This is a genomic window from Blautia sp. HCP3S3_B11, from assembly GCF_052064435.1.
Lineage (GTDB): Bacteria > Bacillota > Clostridia > Lachnospirales > Lachnospiraceae > Blautia_A.
The window spans coordinates 147,923-168,237 of record NZ_JBQHVP010000003.1 but is presented as its reverse complement, the minus strand read 5'-3'; the positions used below and the strand labels follow the sequence as shown (position 1 = coordinate 168,237).

Below are 20,315 nucleotides of genomic sequence, written 5' to 3'. Positions count from 1 at the left end.
GCAGCCGGACGGAAAGGAGAATAAAAATGGATCAGAATAATGCAAGTCCTAAAAAAATGAATGTCGGTTTGATTGGTGCAGGATTTATGGCTAAAGCTCATTCCATTGCATATGCTGGTATGCCTATGTTTTTCTGGCCGGCACCAATCATTCCGGTCAAAAAGATGATCGTTGATATGAATGAAGCAATTGCCAGAGAAGCTAAAGATAAGTTTGCTTTTGAATCTTATTCTACAGATTGGCATGATGTGGTAAATAATCCGGAGATTGATGTTGTGGATATCTGCACTCCGAATAATGTTCATGCTGAAATTGCAATTGCAGCTGCAAAGGCAGGAAAACATATTATCTGTGAAAAACCACTGGCATTAACTGTTGATCAGGCCAGAGAAATGTATCTTACTGCAAAAGAAAATAATATTAAAACATTAGTAGCTTTCAACTATCGAAAAACACCGGCTGTTCAGCTGGCTAAAAAATATATTGAAGAAGGCGCTATTGGTGAGATCCTTGATTTCAGAGGAACTTATTTACAGGATTGGTCAGCTGATCCGGAATCTCCGCTGTCCTGGAGATTCCAGAAGAATATTTGCGGAAGCGGAGCTCTTGGTGATATAGGAACTCATGTGGTAGATATGCTGAGATTTCTGGTAGGAGACTTTAAAAAGGTAAATGCAAGAACAGCAACCTATATTCCGGAACGTCCGGTTCAGAGCGGACTTACCGATAGTCTTGGAAATGCACGTCTTAACAAGGATACACCGAAAAAAGCAGTAGATGTAGATGATCAGTGTATGTTTATGATCGAATGTGAAAATGGAGCCTTTGGAAGCATTGAAGCAACAAGAAATGCATGGGGAAGAAATAATTATATTACATTTGAAATCCATGGAACATTAGGCTCTTTATATTTCAATTATGAACGTCGAGATGAGCTGCAGGTATGCTTTGCCAGTGATCCGGACGATCGTCGAGGATTCAGAACGATCTATACAGGACCAAATCATCCATATGGAAATGGACTGTGGCCAATTCCTGCTCTTGGTATTGGTTATACAGAAACTAAAATTGTGGAATGTTATGATTTCTTCAATGCTATTGCAAACGATACACAGGCAAGCCCGAATTTTGAAGATGGATATGAAATAGAACTGATTTCAGATGCAATCCTTAAATCAGCACAAACTCATACATGGGTAGATGTTCATTAATCGTTACTGTTCACTCCGTTCTCAGTAACATAGCCAAAATTCATTCCAGTTTGCCTGCGGCAATGAAATTTTAGCTTGTATGTCTCGGGATAGTGGTGTGTAAACAGCAGCTTGACTGGTTTCAGTATTTCTGCGAAGACCGAAAAAAGAATTGTAAGACTTGTCTTTTAGTGTTAGTATAAGAATAGTCTTAGAGCGTGTTTGAAAAATGCTTTCCGCAAGATGCGCGTCATAATTTGTGGGAATGATTTTTCAAACACGCTCTAGGCTTGGAAAAAAGTTATAATCAGGTATAGTCTTTGAGGTCAAAAATCAGATAAAGGTTTCTGACCTTTTTTGTTTAATGAGGGATTATAAAATATGGAGACATTTTTTACAAAGGACAAAAATTTTTATAAGGTGTTTTTCAGGTTAATGTTGGTTGTGGCGCTGCAGAATCTGGTGGCATACAGTGTGAATATGCTGGATAATATGATGCTTGGAAGTTATGATCAGAATGCACTTTCCGGGGCAGCCACTGTGAACCAGATCTTCTTTGTTGTAAATCAGCTTGCGCTTGCAATCGGAGGTGCACTGATCATAATGAGTTCCCAGTACTGGGGGAAAAAAGATACATATGCGATCAGGAAACTGACAGGAATTGTACTGATATTCAGTCTGCTGGCAGCGATGATCATCCTTGCTATATGCTCGGCATTTCCGGAACAATTGCTTGGCCTGTTCACAACATCACCGGACATTATCATGGAAGGCCAGATTTATCTTAAGATATTGAAATGGACGTTTGTCTTATTCCTGATCAGTAATCTTCTGATCTCCATGCTGAGAAGTGTGGAGACAGTACAGATTTCATTTGTTGTTTCTGTGATATCTCTGATCGTAAACGGCGGAATTAATTATACATTGATCTTCGGGCATTTTGGATTTCCGGAAATGGGGATTAAAGGTGCTGCAATAGGAACACTGACAGCCAGAAGCCTGGAGTTTCTGATCGTTCTGTTTTATGTGGCAAAGATTGATAAGAAAGTCCGGGTATTTGATGGTGGCTTATTAAGAGGAACATTCACAGCTGAGAACAGAAAACTGTGCAGGGATTTTATTAAAGTATCCACCCCTGTCATCCTTTCCGGACTGGTCTGGGCAATTTCAATCCCTATGCAGACTGCAATACTGGGACATCTTTCATCAGATGCGATTGCAGCAAATTCCGTAGCAACAACGTTCTTTCAGTATTTAAAAGTAATAGTAGTAGCGATCGCTTCTGCTTCCTCTGTAGTGATCGGAAAGTCTATCGGTCAGGGCGACAGAAATGAAGTGAAGGCTGTTGGACGGACGTTGTCAGTGATCGATATTTCCATAGGAATTATACTGGCAATAGTTTTGCTTATTTTGAGAAAACCGTTGCTGTCTATGTATAATCTCACAGAAGAGGCAACAATCCTTGCAGACCATCTGATGATAGTCATGAGTGTGGTCATGGTGGGAATGTCTTATCAGATGCCGGTTTCTGTAGGTGTTATTCAGGGCGGCGGAGATACAAAATTCCAGATGTATATGAATCTGATCTCAACATGGGGAATTGTAATGCCCCTGTCTTTCCTGGCTGCGTTTGTATGGAAACTGCCGGTGGAATGGGTAGTTGTAGCTGTCCAGTCGGATCAGCTGTTTAAATGTGTGCCTGTGTTCCTGAGATTCAGAAGTTATAAATGGATCAGGAAGCTGACTTGATAAGAACTGATTAAAGAATCATCATTTATTTAACCGAATCAAGTAAGTCCCCTGCTTCAATTGCGAAAAGCAATAAGCAGTGAGTGGGGACTTGCTTGTATCAGGAGGAGTGTAAGCTCCTTCTGATAAACTGCGGAGCAGCTATTCGGTTATGAGCAAGTAGCAAAGCGGATTGCGAATATCCGCTTGACTTAAGTGCAAAATATCTAAGAAACTTTGTAGGTTAAGAAAACAGTTATCTATTTGACAGACCGTTTTACCGGTCATAACAGAGTTTGAAAGAAAAGGAGAAAAATAATCATGAAGAGAAAAACATTAGCGATTTTAACAGCAGCTGCAATGGCAGCAGGAAGTCTTAGCGCAGGCGTATGCGTATATGCAGCAGATGACGCCACACATATTTATGTACTGACAGCACCGGAAGACCACGGATGGACAGGTTCTGTTGCAACTTTCGCGAAAGAGAAAGTGGAAGAAGTAAACAACGACGGCAAATATACCGCAGAACTGATCACATCTGCAAATGCAGCAGAGCAGATTGTTAATATCGAAGATATCGTAGCTTCCGGAGAAGACAATATTGCAGTTGTTATCCAGCCAATCGATGACACAGTTCAGTCTGCAATCCAGCAGTTAGTAGACGCAGAAATCCCTTATGTTGCATTTGACCGTATCATTGACGGTGTTTCCTCAAGTGCAGTTTCCAATGTAAAAGGTGACAATGAGGGAATCGGAGCTGCCGCAGCAGCATACTTCGTATCCGAAGGAATGACACCGGGCGAAGCAGTTTATGTATATGAGGGAGACACTTCTTCTGTAACCTCTCTTCGTGACAGTGGTTTCACAGAATACCTGACAGGTGAACTGGAATACGACGGTGAAACAATCGCAGATGACAAGAAATGGACAGAGGATGATTTAAAATCCATCACCTATTCCGGAGCAATGAACTGGAGCCGTTCTGATACAAAGACTTCTTTTGAATCTCTTCTTGGTGACAGTGCAAATGCTGATATTAAATGGTTCTATGCAGAAGATGATGAACTTGCAATGGGAATCCTGGAAGCACTTCAGGGTGGCGGAATCGATGACGCTACGAAAGAAGCATTCCTTGGAAACAAACCATACATTACAGGATGCGGCGGACTTGACGAACTGTATGCAGTAATGAGAGGTGAAAGTTTCCAGGATATCGCAGAGCAGTGCGGTGGAATTGTTTCCGTAACTTACAGCCCTGCAATGATCCAGACTGCAATTCAGGATATGGTAGATCACCTTGACGGTGAAGAAGTAGAGCAGGATCATGTCATCGCATGCGAGATCGTAAATTCTGACAATGTAAAGGATTATCCATCATTCTAAAACAACAGATTGATGATATCATAAAACCCAAGTCATATTTTTTAACACAGTGGGGCCGTCCCTTAATCGCCCTTAATGGGACGGTCCCATATAGTCGTTTACAGTTGCTTATTATTCATTGAGGGGTGAAGGAGGAAAAAATGAGCCTATTGTGCATGAAGGATATCTGCAAATCATTTAACGGGATCCCCGTCCTGAAGCAGGTACAGCTGACGATAGAAAAAGGGGAAGTCCATGCGCTGCTGGGAGAAAATGGTGCCGGAAAATCAACGTTGATGAACATTCTTGCCGGTGTCTTTCCGGCAGACAGCGGCGAAGTTGAATTTAATGAAAAAAAGATAAGAAAAATGACGATCCAGCAGTCCGAAAAACTTGGGATCGCATTCGTTCATCAGGAACTGAACCTGTTCAATGACCTGAAAGTCTATGAGAATATTTTTCTTATGAAAGAATACAAAAAGAAAACCGGGGCACTGGACAAGAAGCGGATGATCCGGGAAACACAGCAGCTCTTTACAGAACTCGGAGTGGAGATTGAACCGGAAGAAAAGGTTGAAAATCTGAAGACCAGCCAGAAACAGCTGCTGGAGATTTCCAAGGCACTGTTTTTCCAGGCAAAATTGCTGATCCTGGATGAGCCGACTACCTCACTGAATAATGATGAGGTAGAGCACCTGTTCCAGATTATTCGCCGTCTGAAAGAGAATGGCACAGCATTTATATTTATTTCCCATAAGATGCCGGAAATTTTCCGGATTGCTGACCGATATACAGTATTGCGAAACGGTGAGTTTATAAAAAGCGGAAAGCTCTCAGAAATTACACAGGAAGAGGTAACTGGTCTGATGGTTGGAGAGAAGTTTTCACATCAGGAGGTTTACCAGAAAAGGGAGCTGGGAGAAAACGTTCTGGAGTTAAATGGACTGTCCGGACATGGATTTTCCAATGTAAATCTTACAGTAAAAAAAGGCAGTATTGTAGGTCTGACAGGACTGCAGGGATCAGGAAGCAGCGAACTGCTTCAGGGACTTTTCGGAGCAGTACCGGTGACAGGCGGAACTTTGAAAGTTTCTGGAAAAGAATGCAGAATACATGGTATTCAGGGAGCGATGAAAGCAGGAATTGCCATGCTGGCTTCTAACCGAAAAGAGAATTCCGTAATCCCAGATATGAGCATTCTGGAAAATATGTATCTTTCAGAACAGGTTCTGTCTGCCCGACAACCACTAATCTCTGCCGGAAAAGAAAGAGAGCGTTATGAGAAATACAAAAAGCTGCTTTCCATAAAAGCCGCAGATCCCAAGGATCCGATCACGTCATTAAGCGGTGGAAACCAGCAAAAAGTTTTTCTTGCCCGCTGGTTAAATACAGAGGCAGGTATTCTCCTGTTGGACAATCCGACACAGGGAATCGACGTAGGAGCCAAAGCAGAAATCTATAAACTGATTCTGAAACTGGCAGATGCCGGAAAAACAATCCTGATCAACACACTGGAAATCCCGGAACTTGCCAAAGTGGCGGACTGCTGTGCTGTATTTTATGAAGGGACGATCATAAAGATGTTGCAGCACGAAGAAATTGATGAAAAAACAGTAATGCTGTATTCCACAAATGCAGCGCAGAAGGGAGAATCATAATGAACAAGAAAAAATCAGCTTCTGCAGGAATCATGAGCTTCTGCGGAGAATACAGTTATATTTTGGTATTTATTGCAATCTTTATCGTATATGCTTTTACATCCAGCGGACTTACCTGGAGCGGAGTTATGAATGTATTCCGCCATTCCGCAGTTATCGGAATTATCGGAATTGGTATGGGACTGGTCTGCCTGACAGGAGAGATTGATCTGTCTGTAGGCGCCATGCTGGCACTGGACGGTGGATTTTCTGTTATTATTTTTAACATGACAGACAGTATCCTGCTGACATTTTTATTTGCGATCGTGTTTGGTGCATTCTGCGGTCTGGTAAACGGAGTGATGGTAGGTCTGGTGGAAATGCCAGCATTTATCGTAACTCTGGCAACTATGCTGATGTACCGTTCTTTTGCACAGTATTTCTGCCAGCATGTGGATAAAGTACTCATTGGAAATGGAAGTTCTGTGTATAAGATGGCATCTGACAAGAGCTCTTATCAGATGCTCTACAACATGGGAAATGGAAAAGTAGCCAGCATCCCGTATGTGGGAATCGTTCTGATCGTGCTGACTATCCTGTTTGTATTTGTTACTACAAGTACCAAATATGGCAAGAAAGTCTATGCAGTAGGAAGCAACCTCAAAGGTGCGAGAATGGCAGGCATCAATGTTGCGGCCATGAAGATCTCTGTATTTGCAATCTGTGGTGCACTGGTAGGTGTAGCAGCATTTCTCTGGATTGCCATGAACGCATCCTGCGACCCGGCAACAACAGGAACCAGCTATGAGATGTACGCCATCGCAGCAGTTGTTCTCGGCGGCATCAGCATGTCTGGTGGAAAAGGAAGATGCCTGGGGATCCTGTTTGGAGCGATGTCCTATACAGTTATCGATAAGATTATTGTCAGCCTGAAGATGGACTCCCTGATCAATAATGCAATCAAAGGAATGATACTGCTGATCGTGATCATGATCCAGGTGGCAGGACCAAAGATCCGTGGAAAACTTAAATAAAATTATATCCAGAAAGAACATAGATAAATATAAATCAGAAAATGAAAGGAACAGTAGAAGTACTGCATAACCCAGATTCTGGAAGCAATTTATAAGACTTCTGAAACAAATACAACAATTAAATTTGAATAAAAAGGAGAGACTATGCACATCACACGTGCATAGCCTCGATCCATTCTTTCTCCCTGAATCCGGTAAGTACAAAGTCATCCCCGATTACCAGCGGTCGTTTCACCAGCATTCCGTCTGTGGCAAGAAGCTTCAGCTGTTCATCTTCAGACATATCTTTTAACTTATCTTTCAATCCCATTTCCTTATAGAGCATCCCACTTGTATTAAAGAATTTCTTCAGTGGAAGACCACTTTTGGTGTACCATTCTTTTAATTCTTCATAGGTAGGATTTTCTTCTTTAATAGCCCGTTCTTCATAACTGATATTGTGTTCATCCAGCCATTTCAGAGCTTTCATGCAGGTGCTGCATTTGCGGTAAACTAAAACTTTCATAGACATTCTCCTCGTATAGATTTATCGTAACTATTTACAGGTAATTACTTCCTCCATTATTGTTCCAGATAGATATATCATAAATTGGAAAGGGCGATTTTGCAAGAGAATGTTATGGAAGAATTGTAAGGTTCAGGTTTTCATGTTAATATATCCATATACAAAAGAAAAAACAGTCTAAGTTCCCCGGAGAGGAGAAATCATGCGTGATGAGACGAAGATGGACGTATATACGTCTGGAGTGACTGGCGCAGAGTATGATGCAGGAATGAAACAGCTTATGAGTAATAAGGAGATTATTGTTCCTATCCTGCAGATGACAGTGTCGGAGTTTAACCGAATCAAGTAAGTCCCCTGCTTCAATTGCGAGAAGCAATAAGCAGTGGGTGGGACTTGCTTGTATCAGGAGGGGTACAAGCCCCTCCTGATAAACTGCGGAGCAGTTATTCGGTTATGAGCAAGTAGCGAAAGCGGATTGCGAATATCCGATTGACAACGTGCCGTATGGAAAGCTCTTTTAAGCCCCTCATTCCTGCTCTCTGTCTATTCCTTCGGCATTTATATTATTGCCAGAAATTTCCGATCCTATTCCAGAGGTCGGGTGTGGGCAGAGCCCACAAAAGGCAATAATCATGATGCCTTACTTGTCATACAAAAAAATCGAAAATGATGTATATAATTTTCCTACATGGCAATACTGTAAGTACAAAGATATATTCGACAGCCGCATAATCATTAATTCGACAGCAAAATTTTACATATCTATTTCTTATCAGAAAGATTTACTTTCCATAGACACAAGAATTTTTACACCCTCTACTCTTTTGATAATTCGGTGGTATCCTCTTTGTGGATTTCAGAATTTGTTTCTCAGCTTTCGGTATTCTCTCGGCGAATATCCTTTCAACTTGTGAAAAAGCCGACTGAAATAAAGCTGGTTATCATATCCGACAATCTTAGAAATCTCATTGATGGAATAGGTTGTTGTTTCAAGTAACATCTGGGCATTGTTAATTCGGATTCCCACAATAAACTGCATTGGTGTAGAACCTGTGTATTTTTTGAAGTTTCGGATAAACCAGCTGACACTCATTCCACGTGAGGCAGCATAATCATCTATGCTAATATTCTGGTTATAATTTTCACTGAAAAAGGTAACTGCTTTATCCATCTCATGATCAAGATATTCATTTTTTAATATGTGCTCTCTTGTCAGTTCCCGGTGGAAACTGATCAGAAGATGACGGAGCAGAAGGACAAGCATTTCCTCATAATTATCTTGGCAACGCTGAAGCTCGATGATAATACGCTTGAAAATCTGTTCGTATTCCATAGAGGTTCCGACCTGAAATACACGCTCTTTATCCGGGAATCCATATTGCCGTAGGATATTTTTTACATTGTTGCCTGTAAAATGAATCCAGTATACTTCTATCTTATCTTTTCCATAATATTCATATTTCTGAAGTTCCTTCGGTCTGTACAGTACAATATTACCGGCGGGGACAATCGTTTCGTTATCCACATTGTCAAAATGAAAATGCCCACAACCAGCAGTGATATAGATAATCTGATAATCCAGGCGTCCCCTTGGACGGTAGGTTGGTAACTTTGGATGGCTGGAAAGGCGGTAAGTACCGCAACTTCCTACAACCAGTGGGCGACTTTTGTCTTTGAAATCCATATGGGAGTGGTTTAAATAACCGGTATTCATATACATATGGTAGCACCTCTTTTCCTTTTTTTTGTTATTGTATCATTTAGTGCATATTTTGTCTAATCCAATTCATAGACATGTTTTGCAGATTAGGATAAGATATATATAGCAAAACAGAGAAACGTAAACATAAAAATAAAAGACAAGGTTTGCTGTGGAAAAACAAAGTGCAAAAAAATGTATATGTATTAAAGGAGAGTTATTTATGATTGTACCACGTTATTATGAGGATTTAAGCGTACTGCATGAAAATACAATGCCAGCCAGAGCCTATTTTATTCCGGCATCCAAAAGAATGGATAACCTGGTGGAGCACAGGGAAGAGTCAGACCGAATGCAGTTATTGAACGGAACTTGGAAGTTCCAGTATTTTAACAGTATCTATGATGTTCAGGAACCCTTCTTTGAGAAAGATTATGATACAGAAAATTTTGATGAGATTCAGGTTCCGAGTGTATGGCAGATGGCAGGATATGACACACATCAGTATACAAACATCAGGTATCCGTTCCCATTTGATCCACCGTATGTACCACAGGATATTCCATGTGGAACATATGCACATACCTTTGTTTATCACAAAGATGAAAATGCACCAAAAGCTTACTTGAATTTTGAAGGAGTAGACAGTTGCTTTTATGTATGGATCAATGGCTCTTATGTAGGGTATAGCCAGGTTTCTCATATGACCAGTGAGTTTGATATCACCGACCTCCTTCGGGACGGAGAGAACAGCATAGCGGTTCTGGTCATGAAGTGGTGTGATGGTTCCTATTTGGAAGATCAGGACAAATTCCGTATGAGTGGTATTTTCCGGGATGTGTACATTTTGAAACGCCCAAAACAGGCAATCAGTGATTATCATATTAAAACAAGAATTGATGATATGCTTGCGAAAGTAGAAATTGAAATGAAATTCTACTCTCCGTTAAATGTAAAAATTTCGATTGAAGATAGAAACGGAGCAGTTGTAGCACTAGGAAGTATTGCTGAAGAAGGAACAGCTGTATTAGAAATCGCAAGTCCGGAACTTTGGAATACAGAAAATCCATATCTCTATAAACTGATTCTTGAAACAGAGAATGAAGTAATTGTAGATCACATTGCATTAAGAAAGATAGAGATTAAAGACCAGGTTATTTATTTAAATGGACAGAAGATTAAATTCCGTGGTGTCAATCGACATGATTCTGATCCGGTTACTGGATTTACAATCAATCCGGAACAGATTACAACCGATCTTACGTTAATGAAGCAGCATAATTTTAATGCGATCCGTTCCAGCCACTATCCGAACGCACCATTTTTCTATGAAATGTGTGACAAGTATGGATTCATGGTAATAGATGAAGCAGATATTGAAGCTCATGGTCCATTTATGATCTACAGAAGAGAAGACACTGATTACAATCGGTTCAAACGATGGAATGAGAAGATTGCAGATGATCCGGTATGGGAAGAGGCAATCGTTGATCGCGTAAAACTCATGGTGGAACGTGACAAAAACCGTTTCTGTATTGTTATGTGGTCAATGGGAAATGAGAGTGCTTATGGCTGCAACTTTGAAAAAGCACTGGAATGGACAAAGAATTTTGATCCAGACCGTATCACACAATATGAGAGTGCAAGATACCGTAATTATGATGAAACATATGATTACAGCAATCTGGATGTGTACAGCCGGATGTACCCAGCGCTTTCCGAAATTCAGGAATATCTGGATAAAGATGGAAGCAAACCCTTCCTTTTGGTAGAGTACTGTCACAGCATGGGAAACGGACCTGGAGATTTTGAAGATTACTTCCAGATGATTCAGGATAATGATAAAATGTGCGGCGGCTTTGTCTGGGAATGGTGTGACCATGCGATTGCTCATGGAACTGCTGAGAATGGAAAGACTATATATGCTTATGGGGGCGACCATGGCGAAGAAATTCATGATGGCAACTTCTGTATGGATGGATTAGTATATCCGGACAGAACGGTACATACAGGACTTTTGGAATACAAGAATGTTTATCGCCCGGCAAGAGTTGTTTCCTATAACAAAGAAAGCGGAGAACTGGTGCTTCATAACTACATGGATTTTGATGACTTGAAAGCTTATGTGAAGATTAGTTATGAGCTGACACAGGATGGTCTTGTGATCAGCAAAGGCATACTTCCGGAGTTTTCTGTGGCACCACACGGGGAAGGAAAAACAAACCTGAAGATCAATGTTCCAGAGAATGGGAAATGTTATTTAAAACTTATTTACCATCTGAAAAAAGAATTGCCACTGTTGGATGAAGACCATATTCTTGGATTTGATGAAATTGAGGTAAGTAAAGAGGATACAAAATTTAAACTTGCAGAGAAATGGATACCAAAAACAGTAGTGGACTCTGAATTACAGGTAAATGAAAATGATACACAGATTCATATCAAGGGGCGTGAATTTGCTTATACCATAGACAAACGTACTGCACTCTTTACAGAGATGAAATTCGCAGGGCGGGAATACTTGAACCATCCGATGGAATTAAATATTTGGAGAGCTCCAACAGATAACGATATGTACATCAAGTCTGAATGGAAGAAAGCCCACTATGATAAGGCTTACACAAGAGCCTATACGACAGAGGTTGTGCAGGGAAAACATGGTGTGAAGATTACAAGCCATGCTTCCGTTGTGGCAGAGACAGTACAGAAGATTCTTGATGTGACGATTACATGGAAAATAGAAGCTGCTGGAAAGATTGATGCAGATATTGTAGTAACAAAAGACGATGAATTCCCGGATCTTCCGAGATTTGGTGTGAGGATGTTCCTGGATAAAAAACTTTCAGCTGTAAGATACTTTGGAATGGGACCACAGGAAAGTTATTGTGATAAACATCAGGCTGCGAGCCACGGTTTGTACCGGGCAGATGTAGGGGATTTACATGAGGACTATATCCGTCCACAGGAAAATGGAAGCCATTATGATTGTGAATATGTAGAGCTTAACAACAGCCGATATGGAATTGTGGCATCCGCAGAAAAGGCATTTTCATTCAATGCTTCTTATTATACACAGGAAGAACTTGAGAAGAAAACGCATAATTATGAATTAATAGAATCAGATAGTGTAGTATTCTGTGTTGACTACGCATTAAATGGCATTGGTTCTAATAGTTGTGGTCCAGTTGTATTGGAGCAGTACCGATTTGATGATGTATTATTCCGGTTTCAGTTTACACTGATACCGTATGTAAAGGGATAATAAAGTTTCATGTAACCCGTAAACAAGGAAAGAGAGTCTGATTGTAATGTAAAGTCCGGATATACAGAGCAATCAGACAAAATCAGAGAAAAAAACAGAATTAGATATCATACGGTTAGCCATATTGAGATTCTAAGTGCGATGAAGATGAGGAGCAAAGAAATTCGATGGAAGAAAAAAAGTATTTGAAATGGTATAACAAAATTGGATACGGATCAGGTGATATTGCAGGTAATGTAGTCTATGCGTTCCTGACATCTTTTATGATGGTCTATCTGACGGACTCGGTAGGACTTGCTGCAGGTGTCGTGGGTACCCTGATTGCCGTATCAAAACTATTTGATGGTTTTACGGATATATTTTTTGGATCAATGATTGACAAAACACACAGTAAAATGGGAAAAGCGAAACCCTGGATGCTATACGGATATATTGGTTGTGCCATTACGCTGGTCGGCTGCTTTGCAGTACCGGTGAGTTTGGGAACAACGGCTAAATATGCATGGTTCTTTATTTCTTATACACTGTTAAATGGTGTGTTTTATACAGCAAACAATATTGCTTATTCAGCACTTACGTCACTGATTACAAAGAACAGCAAAGAGCGTGTACAGATGGGATCTTACCGTTTTATTTTTGCATTTTCAACAAGTCTTCTGATTCAGGCGATTACAGTTGGATTTGTAGATAAATGTGGTGGAGATGCTGCGGCATGGAGAACGGTTGCTATTATCTATGCAATCATTGGTCTGGTCGTAAATACGATTTCAGCACTTTCTGTTAAGGAACTTCCGGAGGAAGAACTTAATGAAGGAGAAGTAAAGAATGATAATGAAAAGTATGGAATGGTACAGGCATTCAAGCTTCTTGTCAAAAACAAATATTACATGATGATTTGTGGAACATATATTTTACAGCAGTTATATGGTGCCATGATTGGAGCTGGCATTTATTACATGACATGGGTACTGAAAAATAAGAATTTGTTTGGACAATTTGCATGGGCAGTAAATATTCCACTGATCATTGCCCTGATTTTCACACCGACATTAGTTGGTAAGTGGAAAGGTATGTATAAACTGAACTTAAGAGGTTATGTCTTAGCAGTCATCGGTAGAGCACTTGTTGTTGTTGCAGGATATATGGGCAGTGTTCCGCTGATGATGGCATTTACAGCTCTTGCAGCCTTAGGTCAGGGACCATGGCAGGGAGATATGAATGCAGTTATCGCATCCTGCTCTGAGTACACTTATCTTACACAGGGAAAGAGAATTGACGGAACGATGTACTCTTGTACTTCTCTTGGCGTAAAAATCGGTGGAGGTATTGGAACCGCTGTTGTTGGATGGCTGCTTGAGTTCAGTGGATATATTGGAACAAATGCAACTCAGCCGCAGTCTGCACTTGATATGATGCAGTTTATGTATCTTTGGCTTCCGTTAATCTTTGATGTATTGATTATGTTTGTACTTTCAAGAATGAATGTAGAAGATGCAAATAAAAAACTGAAAGCAGAAAAAGAAATTGCTGCAGATGAAGTAACAGATGCATCAGACATAAATTAGAATTGACAGGAGAAAGCGTTGTCTGGTCATTGCTCGATGAGACAGTGCTTTTTTCTATATATAAAGTGATTGAACTGTATTTTGAAAATAAAAAAGGACCACTTCATTTTTGTGAAATGGCCTTAAGAAAATATTCAGTTTTCACAAAATAGTCCTTTTAGTATTTATACATGGTAAGGATGCTCAAAATATTCAGTGTAGAATACTAAAAGGTCATTCAGATATTTTTTTAGGTTGCTCATTTGCAATTCCTCCTTTCCTTATTTACAAGTTGATTATAAGATAGGTGTAAAAGGATTGCTTGCCAAATCGAAAGAAGATATAGACAAATGTTGCAAAGGGGAGTATTTCATGCAGTTAAAATATGTTGACACAAAAGAGGAGATCATAGCAATAAATAGGAAGTCAAAACATATTGAACCACATCTTCATAATGCACTGGAGATCGTTTGTGTAACAAGTGGAGCATTAGAACTTGGTGTCGGACAGGAACTATACCATATGGAAAAAGGAGATATAGGCTTTGTATTTCCAGATGTTATTCATCACTATCAGGTACTGACACCCGGTGTAAATAAAGCGACTTATCTGATTGCATCGCCATTTACGATAGCCAAATTTGCAGATATCATGCAATCCATGGCTCCTGAATACCCAATCATCAAAGCGGAAAAGGTTGAACCGGAGGTATATAGGGTTATAAATGCAATTTTAGAGACAGAACAGTCGGATATTACTGTTGCACAGGCATATCTTCAAATTGTGTTGGCACGCTGCATAGGAAAATTAAATTTGGTAGAAAAGAGCAGTGTGGGGAGCAACGATCTTATTTACCAGACAGTTTCCTATATATCAGCAAATTTCAAGAAGAAGTTTTCGTTAGAAGAGATGGCAAAAGACCTGGGCGTGAGCAAGTATGTTTTATCCAGACTCTTTTCCAAGACATTCCATAGAAACTTTAATCAATATCTTAACGATGCAAGGCTGAACTATGCATGCCATCGTTTGGAAAATACGAGTGATTCTATTACAAATATTTGTCTGGATAGTGGATTTGAAAGTCAGAGAACGTTTAACCGAGTATTTAAAGAAAGATATAAAATATCACCAAGTGATTATCGAAGTACTTGTGTGAAAGAGATGTTGTCATAAAAGGTTCTGTTGATCGAAATATTTACTTTGATTTTACAGTGTTATGTATTTGATTTCATGTGTGGATGATATAATATAAAAATATTTGTAGAAAAAAGAGTTTTATTCTATTATGAAAAGAGTAAGGTGTATTCTAAAGAAACAAGAAAGGCAAGGCGCAGCCGCTTTAACAGAGCTGGAAAACATGAAAGAAAAATGGGGGAAGAAATATCCGTACGCGATCAGTAACTGGGAAAATAATTGGGAAGATGTAAGTTCCTTTTTTCAGTTTTCTAATGATATCAGATGCATTATGTACACGACAAATATCATAGAAGGATTGAACCGCCAGTATCGGAAAGTCACGAAAACGAAAAGCGTATTCCCAAGCGATTCTGCATTGGAAAAGATGCTGTATCTTGCCAGCGAGAACGTAGTCAAAAAGTGGACGCAGAGATACCGGAACTGGGATCAGGTATTGAATCAGCTTATAGTCCTTTACGGAGAACGGCTTACTGCTTATCTGTAAGAGAAAAGAAAAGCAGGAATGGGAAGCTCTTTTAAGCCCCTCATTCCTGCTCTCTGTCTATTCCTTCGGCATTTATATTATTGCCAGAAATTTCCGATCCTATTCCAGAGGTCGGGTGTGGGCAGAGCCCACAAAAGGCAATAATCATGATGCCTTACTTGTGCAAAATTTTACATATCTATTTCTTATCAGAAAGATTTACTTTCCATAGACACAAGAATTTTTACACCCTCATGTATTGTGAATATCTGCTGAAATCAATTTCCTGATTTTAATGCGTCTTCCAGGAATTTCACCGCATCTCTGACACAGTCATCACAGGAGCGGATTACCTTTCCGGTTTCTACACCCTTTAAGTCTTTACATATTACAGTTCCATTCTGCTGTTTAAACTGATTCATGACAGAGCGGACAGTCTGAGAGGTTCCGGCTTTGTCCTGGTTAATAAGTCCAGCTACAACTGCAGCACCGGAGATTGCTCCGCATGTACCGGCCATAGTGCCAAGACCTGCACCGAATCCCTGTGTGATCTTTTTGAGTGTATCCTCATCCATAGATGCCTCTTTACAGAAAGAACAGGCCACAGCCTGTGCACAGTTATATCCGTTATGTTTCTTTTCTACTGCTTTTTCACATCTTAAATTTTCCATATATAAAATCCTCCTGTGTATAAATTTTAACCGAATCAAGTAAGTTCCCTGCTTGACTTGCGAAAAGTAATAAGCAGTGGGTGGGGACTTGAAGATATAGTTTATGATAGCACCTTGAACCTGTTTTTACAATCTTCACAAAAATTTTCAATTTACAAAGATTTTACTTTAGCGTGGTTTTACATTTAACTTTGGATTTCTATAATAGCACTTGTAAATGAGGCAACAAGTTATAAAACATAAAGATATTAAAAAGGAAATGAGCCTTTCATTTTATATTAAAAACATGGCTCATGGGAAGAGGAGAAAATTATCATGAAGAAAAAAATCGCAACAATCCTTACAGCAGCAGTTATCGGAGCAACTGCTTTCACAACAATCGTAAGTGCAGCAAGCGGAGACATCACAGTTGTATCCCGTGAGGATGGTTCCGGTACACGTGGAGCATTCGTAGAACTGTTTGGAATTGAAGAAGAAAAAGACGGTGAGAAAGTAGATATGACTACGGATGAAGCAAGTGTAACAAACAGCACATCTGTTATGATGACAACTGTTGCAGGTGATGAAAATGCAATCGGTTATATCTCACTTGGTTCTCTGGATGATACAGTAAAGGCAGTTAAGATTGATGGCGTAGAAGCTACTGTAGATAATGTTTCCAATGATTCTTACAAGATCGCACGTCCATTCAACATCCTTACATCTGATAAAGAAAGCGATGCAGCAAAGGATTTCGTAAACTACATTATGAGCTCTGACGGACAGAAGATCGTAGAGGACAACGGCTATATCAAAGAAGCAGCAGATGCTAAGGCTTATGAAGCAGCAGACGGAGTTTCCGGTAAAGTAGTAGTTGCAGGTTCTTCTTCAGTAACACCGGTTATGGAGAAACTTGCAGAAGGCTATGAAGCAGTAAACAAAGACGTAACTGTAGAAGTTCAGCAGAGTGATTCCACAACAGGTGTAAACATGGCAGCAGAAGGAACAGCAGATATCGGTATGGCATCCCGTGACCTGAAAGATGAAGAGAAAGACCTTGGTCTTACAGCTACAGTTATCGCAAGAGATGGTATCGCAGTTATCGTAAACAAAGACAATGATGTTGATGAACTTACAAGCGATCAGGTAAAGGCTGTATACACAGGCGAGACTACTACGTGGGAAGATCTTGCTAAATAATGTGATTAATATCAGGGTACAAAGATCAAAAAGCCGTTTGTGCTTGCACGATAAGGCGTTTGAACTTGGGACCCGCCAAACATGAGGAAGTAGCGATTTACGCAGTAAATCTGCGGATTCCGAATGTTTGAGAATTGCGGGAGCTGCAAAGCAGCGGAGCAATTCGTAGATATGATATATGTAACAGATTTAGTTTCAGAGCAGTTCGCCTGTGAATGAAATAATACAGCAGGCGGGCTGTTTGTATGTCGAAAATCATATTTTAAGAATTACTGTAGAAGTGACAGGTTATGATTTTTGATACAAGGAAAGAAAGGTGTAATGAATGAACCACTTTAAAGAAAAAGCAATGAAATGTGTATTTCTGATCGCAGCCTGTACTTCAGTGCTGGCAGTGTTTCTGATCTGTGCATTTCTGTTTGCAAATGGTGTCCCGGCTATCGGGAAAATCGGTCCGCTGAAGTTCCTGCTGGGAACAAAGTGGAAGCCGTCAAATGATATTTTTGGAATCCTTCCAATGATCGTAGCAAGTATCTATGTAACTGCAGGTGCCATTCTTCTGGGTGTTCCGATTGCGTTGTTTACTTCTGTTTTTATGGCACGTTATTGTCCGAAGAAAATTTACAGACCATTGAAATCAGGAATTGAATTGATGGCAGGTGTACCTTCTATTGTATATGGTTTCTTTGGCCTGATTCTTATTGTTCCTCTGATCAGACAGATTTTCGGCGGAACAGGAACCAGTATGCTGGCAGCCTGTATTCTGCTTGGAATGATGATCCTTCCGACTATCATCGGAGTTACGGAATCTGCGATCCGCAGCGTACCTGAGAGTTATTACGAAGGTTCACTGGCACTGGGAGCAACCAAGGAGAGAAGCATCTTTTTTGTCATGCTTCCGGCAGCAAAATCAGGTATTCTGGCAGCAGTAGTACTTGGAATCGGTCGTGCGATCGGTGAAACAATGGCGGTTGTAATGGTTGCAGGTAACCAGCCGAGAATGCCACAGGGAATCCTGAAAGGTGTCCGTACTATGACTGCAAACATTGTTACTGAGATGGGTTATGCAACAGGTCTTCACAGGGAGGCACTTATTGCAACAGCAGTAGTGTTATTTATCTTTATCCTTATCATTAACCTGAGTCTTTCTTTACTGAACAGGAGGGCAGAACATGCAAATTGATACAGCAGCGGCAATTGATTTGTCCAAAGAAAAAAAGCAGAATGAGTCTTCTTTCTCAGATCGGATGAAGGCATATATTAAGCATCCGGGCTCAGGTGTTCTTGCATTGCTTACCCTTTTAGGAGCAGTCCTGACATTTGCATTACTGTTCTTTCTGATCGGATATATTCTGGTCAAGGGTGTACCGTATCTGTCAACAGACTTGTTCAGTTTAACTTATAATTCAGAGAATCTTTCCTTACTTCCTTCTCTGATCAACACATTCATCCTGACGGTTGTTTCACTTGTGATCGCAGCACCGCTGGGAATCTTTGCAGCCATCTATCTGGTAGAATATGCGAAAAAAGGAAGTAAGCTTGTAAATGTGATCCGTATTACAGCAGAAACACTTTCAGGAATTCCTTCTATTGTATATGGTCTTTTCGGTATGCTGTTTTTCGTAACAGCACTGCATTGGGGACTTTCCCTTCTGTCCGGTGCTTTTACACTGGTGATCATGATTCTTCCTCTGATCATGCGTACTGCGGAAGAAGCCCTGAAATCTGTTCCTGACTCTTATCGTGAAGCTAGCTTCGGGCTTGGAGCGGGTAAACTTCGTACCATCTTCACCATTGTTCTGCCGTCAGCAGTACCTGGCATTCTGGCAGGTGTGATCCTGGCCATCGGACGTGTGATCGGTGAGACAGCAGCCCTGATCTATACAGCAGGTACAGTTGCAGAGGTACCGAAGAATCTGATGGGTTCCGGACGTACACTGGCACTTCATATGTATGTGCTGTCAGGTGAAGGTCTTCATATGAATCAGGCATCTGCGACAGCAGTTGTTATTCTGGCATTTGTTCTTGTAATCAATTTCCTGTCCGGAGCAGTTGCCAAACGAATTGCGAAAGGATAAGAAAAATGAGTGGAAATGAAAAAATAACAGTTGAAAATATGAACTTACATTACGGAAAGTTCCATGCGCTGAAGAATATAAACATGGCAATTCCGGAGAAAGAAATCACAGCTTTTATCGGGCCGAGTGGCTGTGGTAAATCTACACTTCTGAAATCTTTAAATCGTATGAATGACCTGGTTGAGGGATGTGTGATCACCGGTAAGGTACAGCTTGACGGTGAAGATATTTACGGAGATATGGATGTGAATCTTCTGAGAAAAAGAGTGGGAATGGTATTCCAGAAGCCTAATCCTTTCCCTATGAGTATTTATGATAACATTGCATATGGACCAAGAACACATGGAATCCGTTCCAAGTCTAAGCTGGATGATATTGTAGAAAAATCTCTCCGCGATGCGGCAATCTGGGATGAAGTAAAAGACAGATTAAAGAAAAGCGCACTGGGTATGTCCGGTGGTCAGCAACAGAGACTTTGCATTGCCAGAGCACTGGCAGTTCAGCCAGAGGTACTTCTGATGGATGAGCCTACATCCGCACTTGACCCTATCTCAACTTCCAAGATCGAGGAGCTGGCGATGGAGTTAAAGAAGGATTATACCATTGTTATGGTAACTCATAATATGCAGCAGGCCACACGCATTTCGGATAAAACAGCATTCTTCCTTCTGGGAGAGGTGGTTGAGTTTGATGATACTGATAAACTGTTCTCTATGCCTTCTGATAAGCGTACAGAGGATTACATTACAGGAAGGTTTGGTTGATT

Annotated in this window: 17 protein-coding genes and 1 pseudogene; 14 read left to right on the top strand and 4 right to left on the bottom strand. The window is 40.5% G+C overall.

Annotation, left to right across the window (positions count from 1 at the left end; genetic code table 11):
* Window positions 1-26: 26 nt before the first annotated feature.
* Entirely contained in the window at window positions 27-1,211 is a 1,185-nt protein-coding gene (locus tag ACTNC0_RS03485; protein ID WP_138271266.1) for a Gfo/Idh/MocA family protein, read from the top strand.
* Window positions 1,212-1,232: 21 nt separating this feature from the next.
* Here ACTNC0_RS03485 and ACTNC0_RS03480 read toward each other — a convergent pair whose 3' ends face one another.
* Window positions 1,233-1,457 (bottom strand): DUF6783 domain-containing protein, encoded by a 225-nt coding sequence (locus ACTNC0_RS03480; RefSeq protein ID WP_441086381.1) that lies wholly within the window; start codon window positions 1,455-1,457, stop codon window positions 1,233-1,235.
* A 114-nt stretch (window positions 1,458-1,571) separates the two neighbouring features.
* Here ACTNC0_RS03480 and ACTNC0_RS03475 point away from each other — a divergent pair, with 114 nt between their 5' ends.
* From ACTNC0_RS03475 to ACTNC0_RS03460, 4 genes are all read left to right on the top strand, one after another.
* A complete protein-coding gene (locus ACTNC0_RS03475) occupies window positions 1,572-2,939 on the top strand; it encodes an MATE family efflux transporter (RefSeq protein ID WP_441086364.1) in 1,368 nt (455 codons plus the stop codon).
* Window positions 2,940-3,239: 300 nt separating this feature from the next.
* Complete coding sequence (locus ACTNC0_RS03470) at window positions 3,240-4,301, top strand: substrate-binding domain-containing protein (RefSeq protein WP_118339954.1); 1,062 nt, start codon at window positions 3,240-3,242, stop codon at window positions 4,299-4,301.
* A gap of 140 nt (window positions 4,302-4,441) precedes the next feature.
* Window positions 4,442-5,938 (top strand): sugar ABC transporter ATP-binding protein, encoded by a 1,497-nt coding sequence (locus ACTNC0_RS03465; RefSeq protein WP_441086363.1) that lies wholly within the window; start codon window positions 4,442-4,444, stop codon window positions 5,936-5,938.
* Window positions 5,938-6,951 carry an ABC transporter permease gene (locus tag ACTNC0_RS03460; RefSeq protein ID WP_173705136.1) on the top strand — a complete coding sequence of 338 codons (1,014 nt, stop codon included), beginning with the start codon at window positions 5,938-5,940 and terminating at the stop codon, window positions 6,949-6,951. The genes ACTNC0_RS03465 and ACTNC0_RS03460 overlap by 1 nt, the downstream gene beginning before the upstream one ends.
* A 151-nt stretch (window positions 6,952-7,102) precedes the next feature.
* On the opposite strand, the gene ACTNC0_RS03455 is transcribed toward ACTNC0_RS03460, so the two are convergent.
* Window positions 7,103-7,462, bottom strand: coding sequence for an arsenate reductase family protein (locus ACTNC0_RS03455; RefSeq protein ID WP_173699908.1), 360 nt, complete (start codon window positions 7,460-7,462; stop codon window positions 7,103-7,105).
* A gap of 196 nt (window positions 7,463-7,658) precedes the next feature.
* On the opposite strand from ACTNC0_RS03455, the gene ACTNC0_RS03450 reads away from it, so the two are divergent.
* Window positions 7,659-7,805, top strand: a complete 147-nt coding sequence (locus ACTNC0_RS03450) for a hypothetical protein (RefSeq protein WP_441033455.1) — start codon at window positions 7,659-7,661, stop codon at window positions 7,803-7,805.
* 507 nt (window positions 7,806-8,312) lie between these two features.
* Here the strand turns inward: ACTNC0_RS03450 and ACTNC0_RS03445 are convergent.
* Window positions 8,313-9,176, bottom strand: a complete 864-nt coding sequence (locus ACTNC0_RS03445; protein WP_441033457.1) for an AraC family transcriptional regulator — start codon at window positions 9,174-9,176, stop codon at window positions 8,313-8,315.
* Between the two features lie 202 nt (window positions 9,177-9,378).
* On the opposite strand from ACTNC0_RS03445, the gene ACTNC0_RS03440 reads away from it, so the two are divergent.
* The 4 genes and pseudogenes from ACTNC0_RS03440 to ACTNC0_RS03425 all read left to right on the top strand — a co-directional run.
* Entirely contained in the window at window positions 9,379-12,417 is a 3,039-nt protein-coding gene (locus ACTNC0_RS03440; protein WP_441086362.1) for a glycoside hydrolase family 2 TIM barrel-domain containing protein, read from the top strand.
* Window positions 12,418-12,584: 167 nt separating this feature from the next.
* On the top strand, window positions 12,585-13,982 hold the full coding sequence (locus ACTNC0_RS03435) for an MFS transporter (RefSeq protein WP_441033463.1): 1,398 nt from the start codon (window positions 12,585-12,587) through the stop codon (window positions 13,980-13,982).
* A 351-nt stretch (window positions 13,983-14,333) separates the two neighbouring features.
* Window positions 14,334-15,134 (top strand): helix-turn-helix transcriptional regulator, encoded by an 801-nt coding sequence (locus ACTNC0_RS03430; protein WP_019163021.1) that lies wholly within the window; start codon window positions 14,334-14,336, stop codon window positions 15,132-15,134.
* Window positions 15,135-15,228: 94 nt separating this feature from the next.
* A pseudogene (locus ACTNC0_RS03425) lies at window positions 15,229-15,642 on the top strand (transposase); the annotation flags it as partial.
* A gap of 257 nt (window positions 15,643-15,899) precedes the next feature.
* Here ACTNC0_RS03425 and ACTNC0_RS03420 read toward each other — a convergent pair.
* The gene (locus ACTNC0_RS03420; RefSeq protein ID WP_118331562.1) at window positions 15,900-16,292 is read right to left on the bottom strand and encodes a C-GCAxxG-C-C family protein; all 393 of its coding nucleotides are present in this window, start codon (window positions 16,290-16,292) and stop codon (window positions 15,900-15,902) included.
* A 315-nt stretch (window positions 16,293-16,607) separates the two neighbouring features.
* On the opposite strand from ACTNC0_RS03420, the gene ACTNC0_RS03415 reads away from it, so the two are divergent.
* The 4 genes from ACTNC0_RS03415 to pstB all read left to right on the top strand — a co-directional run bounded on the left by ACTNC0_RS03415 (window position 16,608) and on the right by pstB (window position 20,313).
* A complete protein-coding gene (locus ACTNC0_RS03415) occupies window positions 16,608-17,471 on the top strand; it encodes a substrate-binding domain-containing protein (protein ID WP_008705068.1) in 864 nt (287 codons plus the stop codon).
* 325 nt (window positions 17,472-17,796) lie between these two features.
* A complete protein-coding gene (gene pstC, locus ACTNC0_RS03410; protein ID WP_441086361.1) occupies window positions 17,797-18,654 on the top strand; it encodes a phosphate ABC transporter permease subunit PstC in 858 nt (285 codons plus the stop codon).
* Window positions 18,644-19,549: a phosphate ABC transporter permease PstA gene (pstA, locus tag ACTNC0_RS03405; protein WP_441086360.1), complete on the top strand. Its 906-nt coding sequence runs from the start codon at window positions 18,644-18,646 to the stop codon at window positions 19,547-19,549. Before pstC ends, pstA begins: the two co-directional genes overlap by 11 nt.
* Window positions 19,550-19,554: 5 nt before the next feature.
* Window positions 19,555-20,313, top strand: coding sequence for a phosphate ABC transporter ATP-binding protein PstB (pstB, locus tag ACTNC0_RS03400; protein WP_022381180.1), 759 nt, complete (start codon window positions 19,555-19,557; stop codon window positions 20,311-20,313).
* Window positions 20,314-20,315: the final 2 nt, after the last annotated feature.

Bases quoted from the DNA above. Each gene is read 5' to 3' on its own strand.
- ACTNC0_RS03485 (WP_138271266.1), top strand. From the start codon at position 27: ATGGATCAGAATAATGCAAGTCCTAAAAAAATGAATGTCGGTTTGATT.
- ACTNC0_RS03475 (WP_441086364.1), top strand. From the start codon at position 1,572: ATGGAGACATTTTTTACAAAGGACAAAAATTTTTATAAGGTGTTTTTC.
- ACTNC0_RS03470 (WP_118339954.1), top strand. From the start codon at position 3,240: ATGAAGAGAAAAACATTAGCGATTTTAACAGCAGCTGCAATGGCAGCA.
- ACTNC0_RS03465 (WP_441086363.1), top strand. From the start codon at position 4,442: ATGAGCCTATTGTGCATGAAGGATATCTGCAAATCATTTAACGGGATC.
- ACTNC0_RS03460 (WP_173705136.1), top strand. From the start codon at position 5,938: ATGAACAAGAAAAAATCAGCTTCTGCAGGAATCATGAGCTTCTGCGGA.
- ACTNC0_RS03455 (WP_173699908.1), bottom strand. From the start codon at position 7,462: ATGTCTATGAAAGTTTTAGTTTACCGCAAATGCAGCACCTGCATGAAA.
- ACTNC0_RS03450 (WP_441033455.1), top strand. From the start codon at position 7,659: ATGCGTGATGAGACGAAGATGGACGTATATACGTCTGGAGTGACTGGC.
- ACTNC0_RS03445 (WP_441033457.1), bottom strand. From the start codon at position 9,176: ATGTATATGAATACCGGTTATTTAAACCACTCCCATATGGATTTCAAA.
- ACTNC0_RS03440 (WP_441086362.1), top strand. From the start codon at position 9,379: ATGATTGTACCACGTTATTATGAGGATTTAAGCGTACTGCATGAAAAT.
- ACTNC0_RS03435 (WP_441033463.1), top strand. From the start codon at position 12,585: ATGGAAGAAAAAAAGTATTTGAAATGGTATAACAAAATTGGATACGGA.
- ACTNC0_RS03430 (WP_019163021.1), top strand. From the start codon at position 14,334: ATGCAGTTAAAATATGTTGACACAAAAGAGGAGATCATAGCAATAAAT.
- ACTNC0_RS03420 (WP_118331562.1), bottom strand. From the start codon at position 16,292: ATGGAAAATTTAAGATGTGAAAAAGCAGTAGAAAAGAAACATAACGGA.
- ACTNC0_RS03415 (WP_008705068.1), top strand. From the start codon at position 16,608: ATGAAGAAAAAAATCGCAACAATCCTTACAGCAGCAGTTATCGGAGCA.
- pstC (WP_441086361.1), top strand. From the start codon at position 17,797: ATGAACCACTTTAAAGAAAAAGCAATGAAATGTGTATTTCTGATCGCA.
- pstA (WP_441086360.1), top strand. From the start codon at position 18,644: ATGCAAATTGATACAGCAGCGGCAATTGATTTGTCCAAAGAAAAAAAG.
- pstB (WP_022381180.1), top strand. From the start codon at position 19,555: ATGAGTGGAAATGAAAAAATAACAGTTGAAAATATGAACTTACATTAC.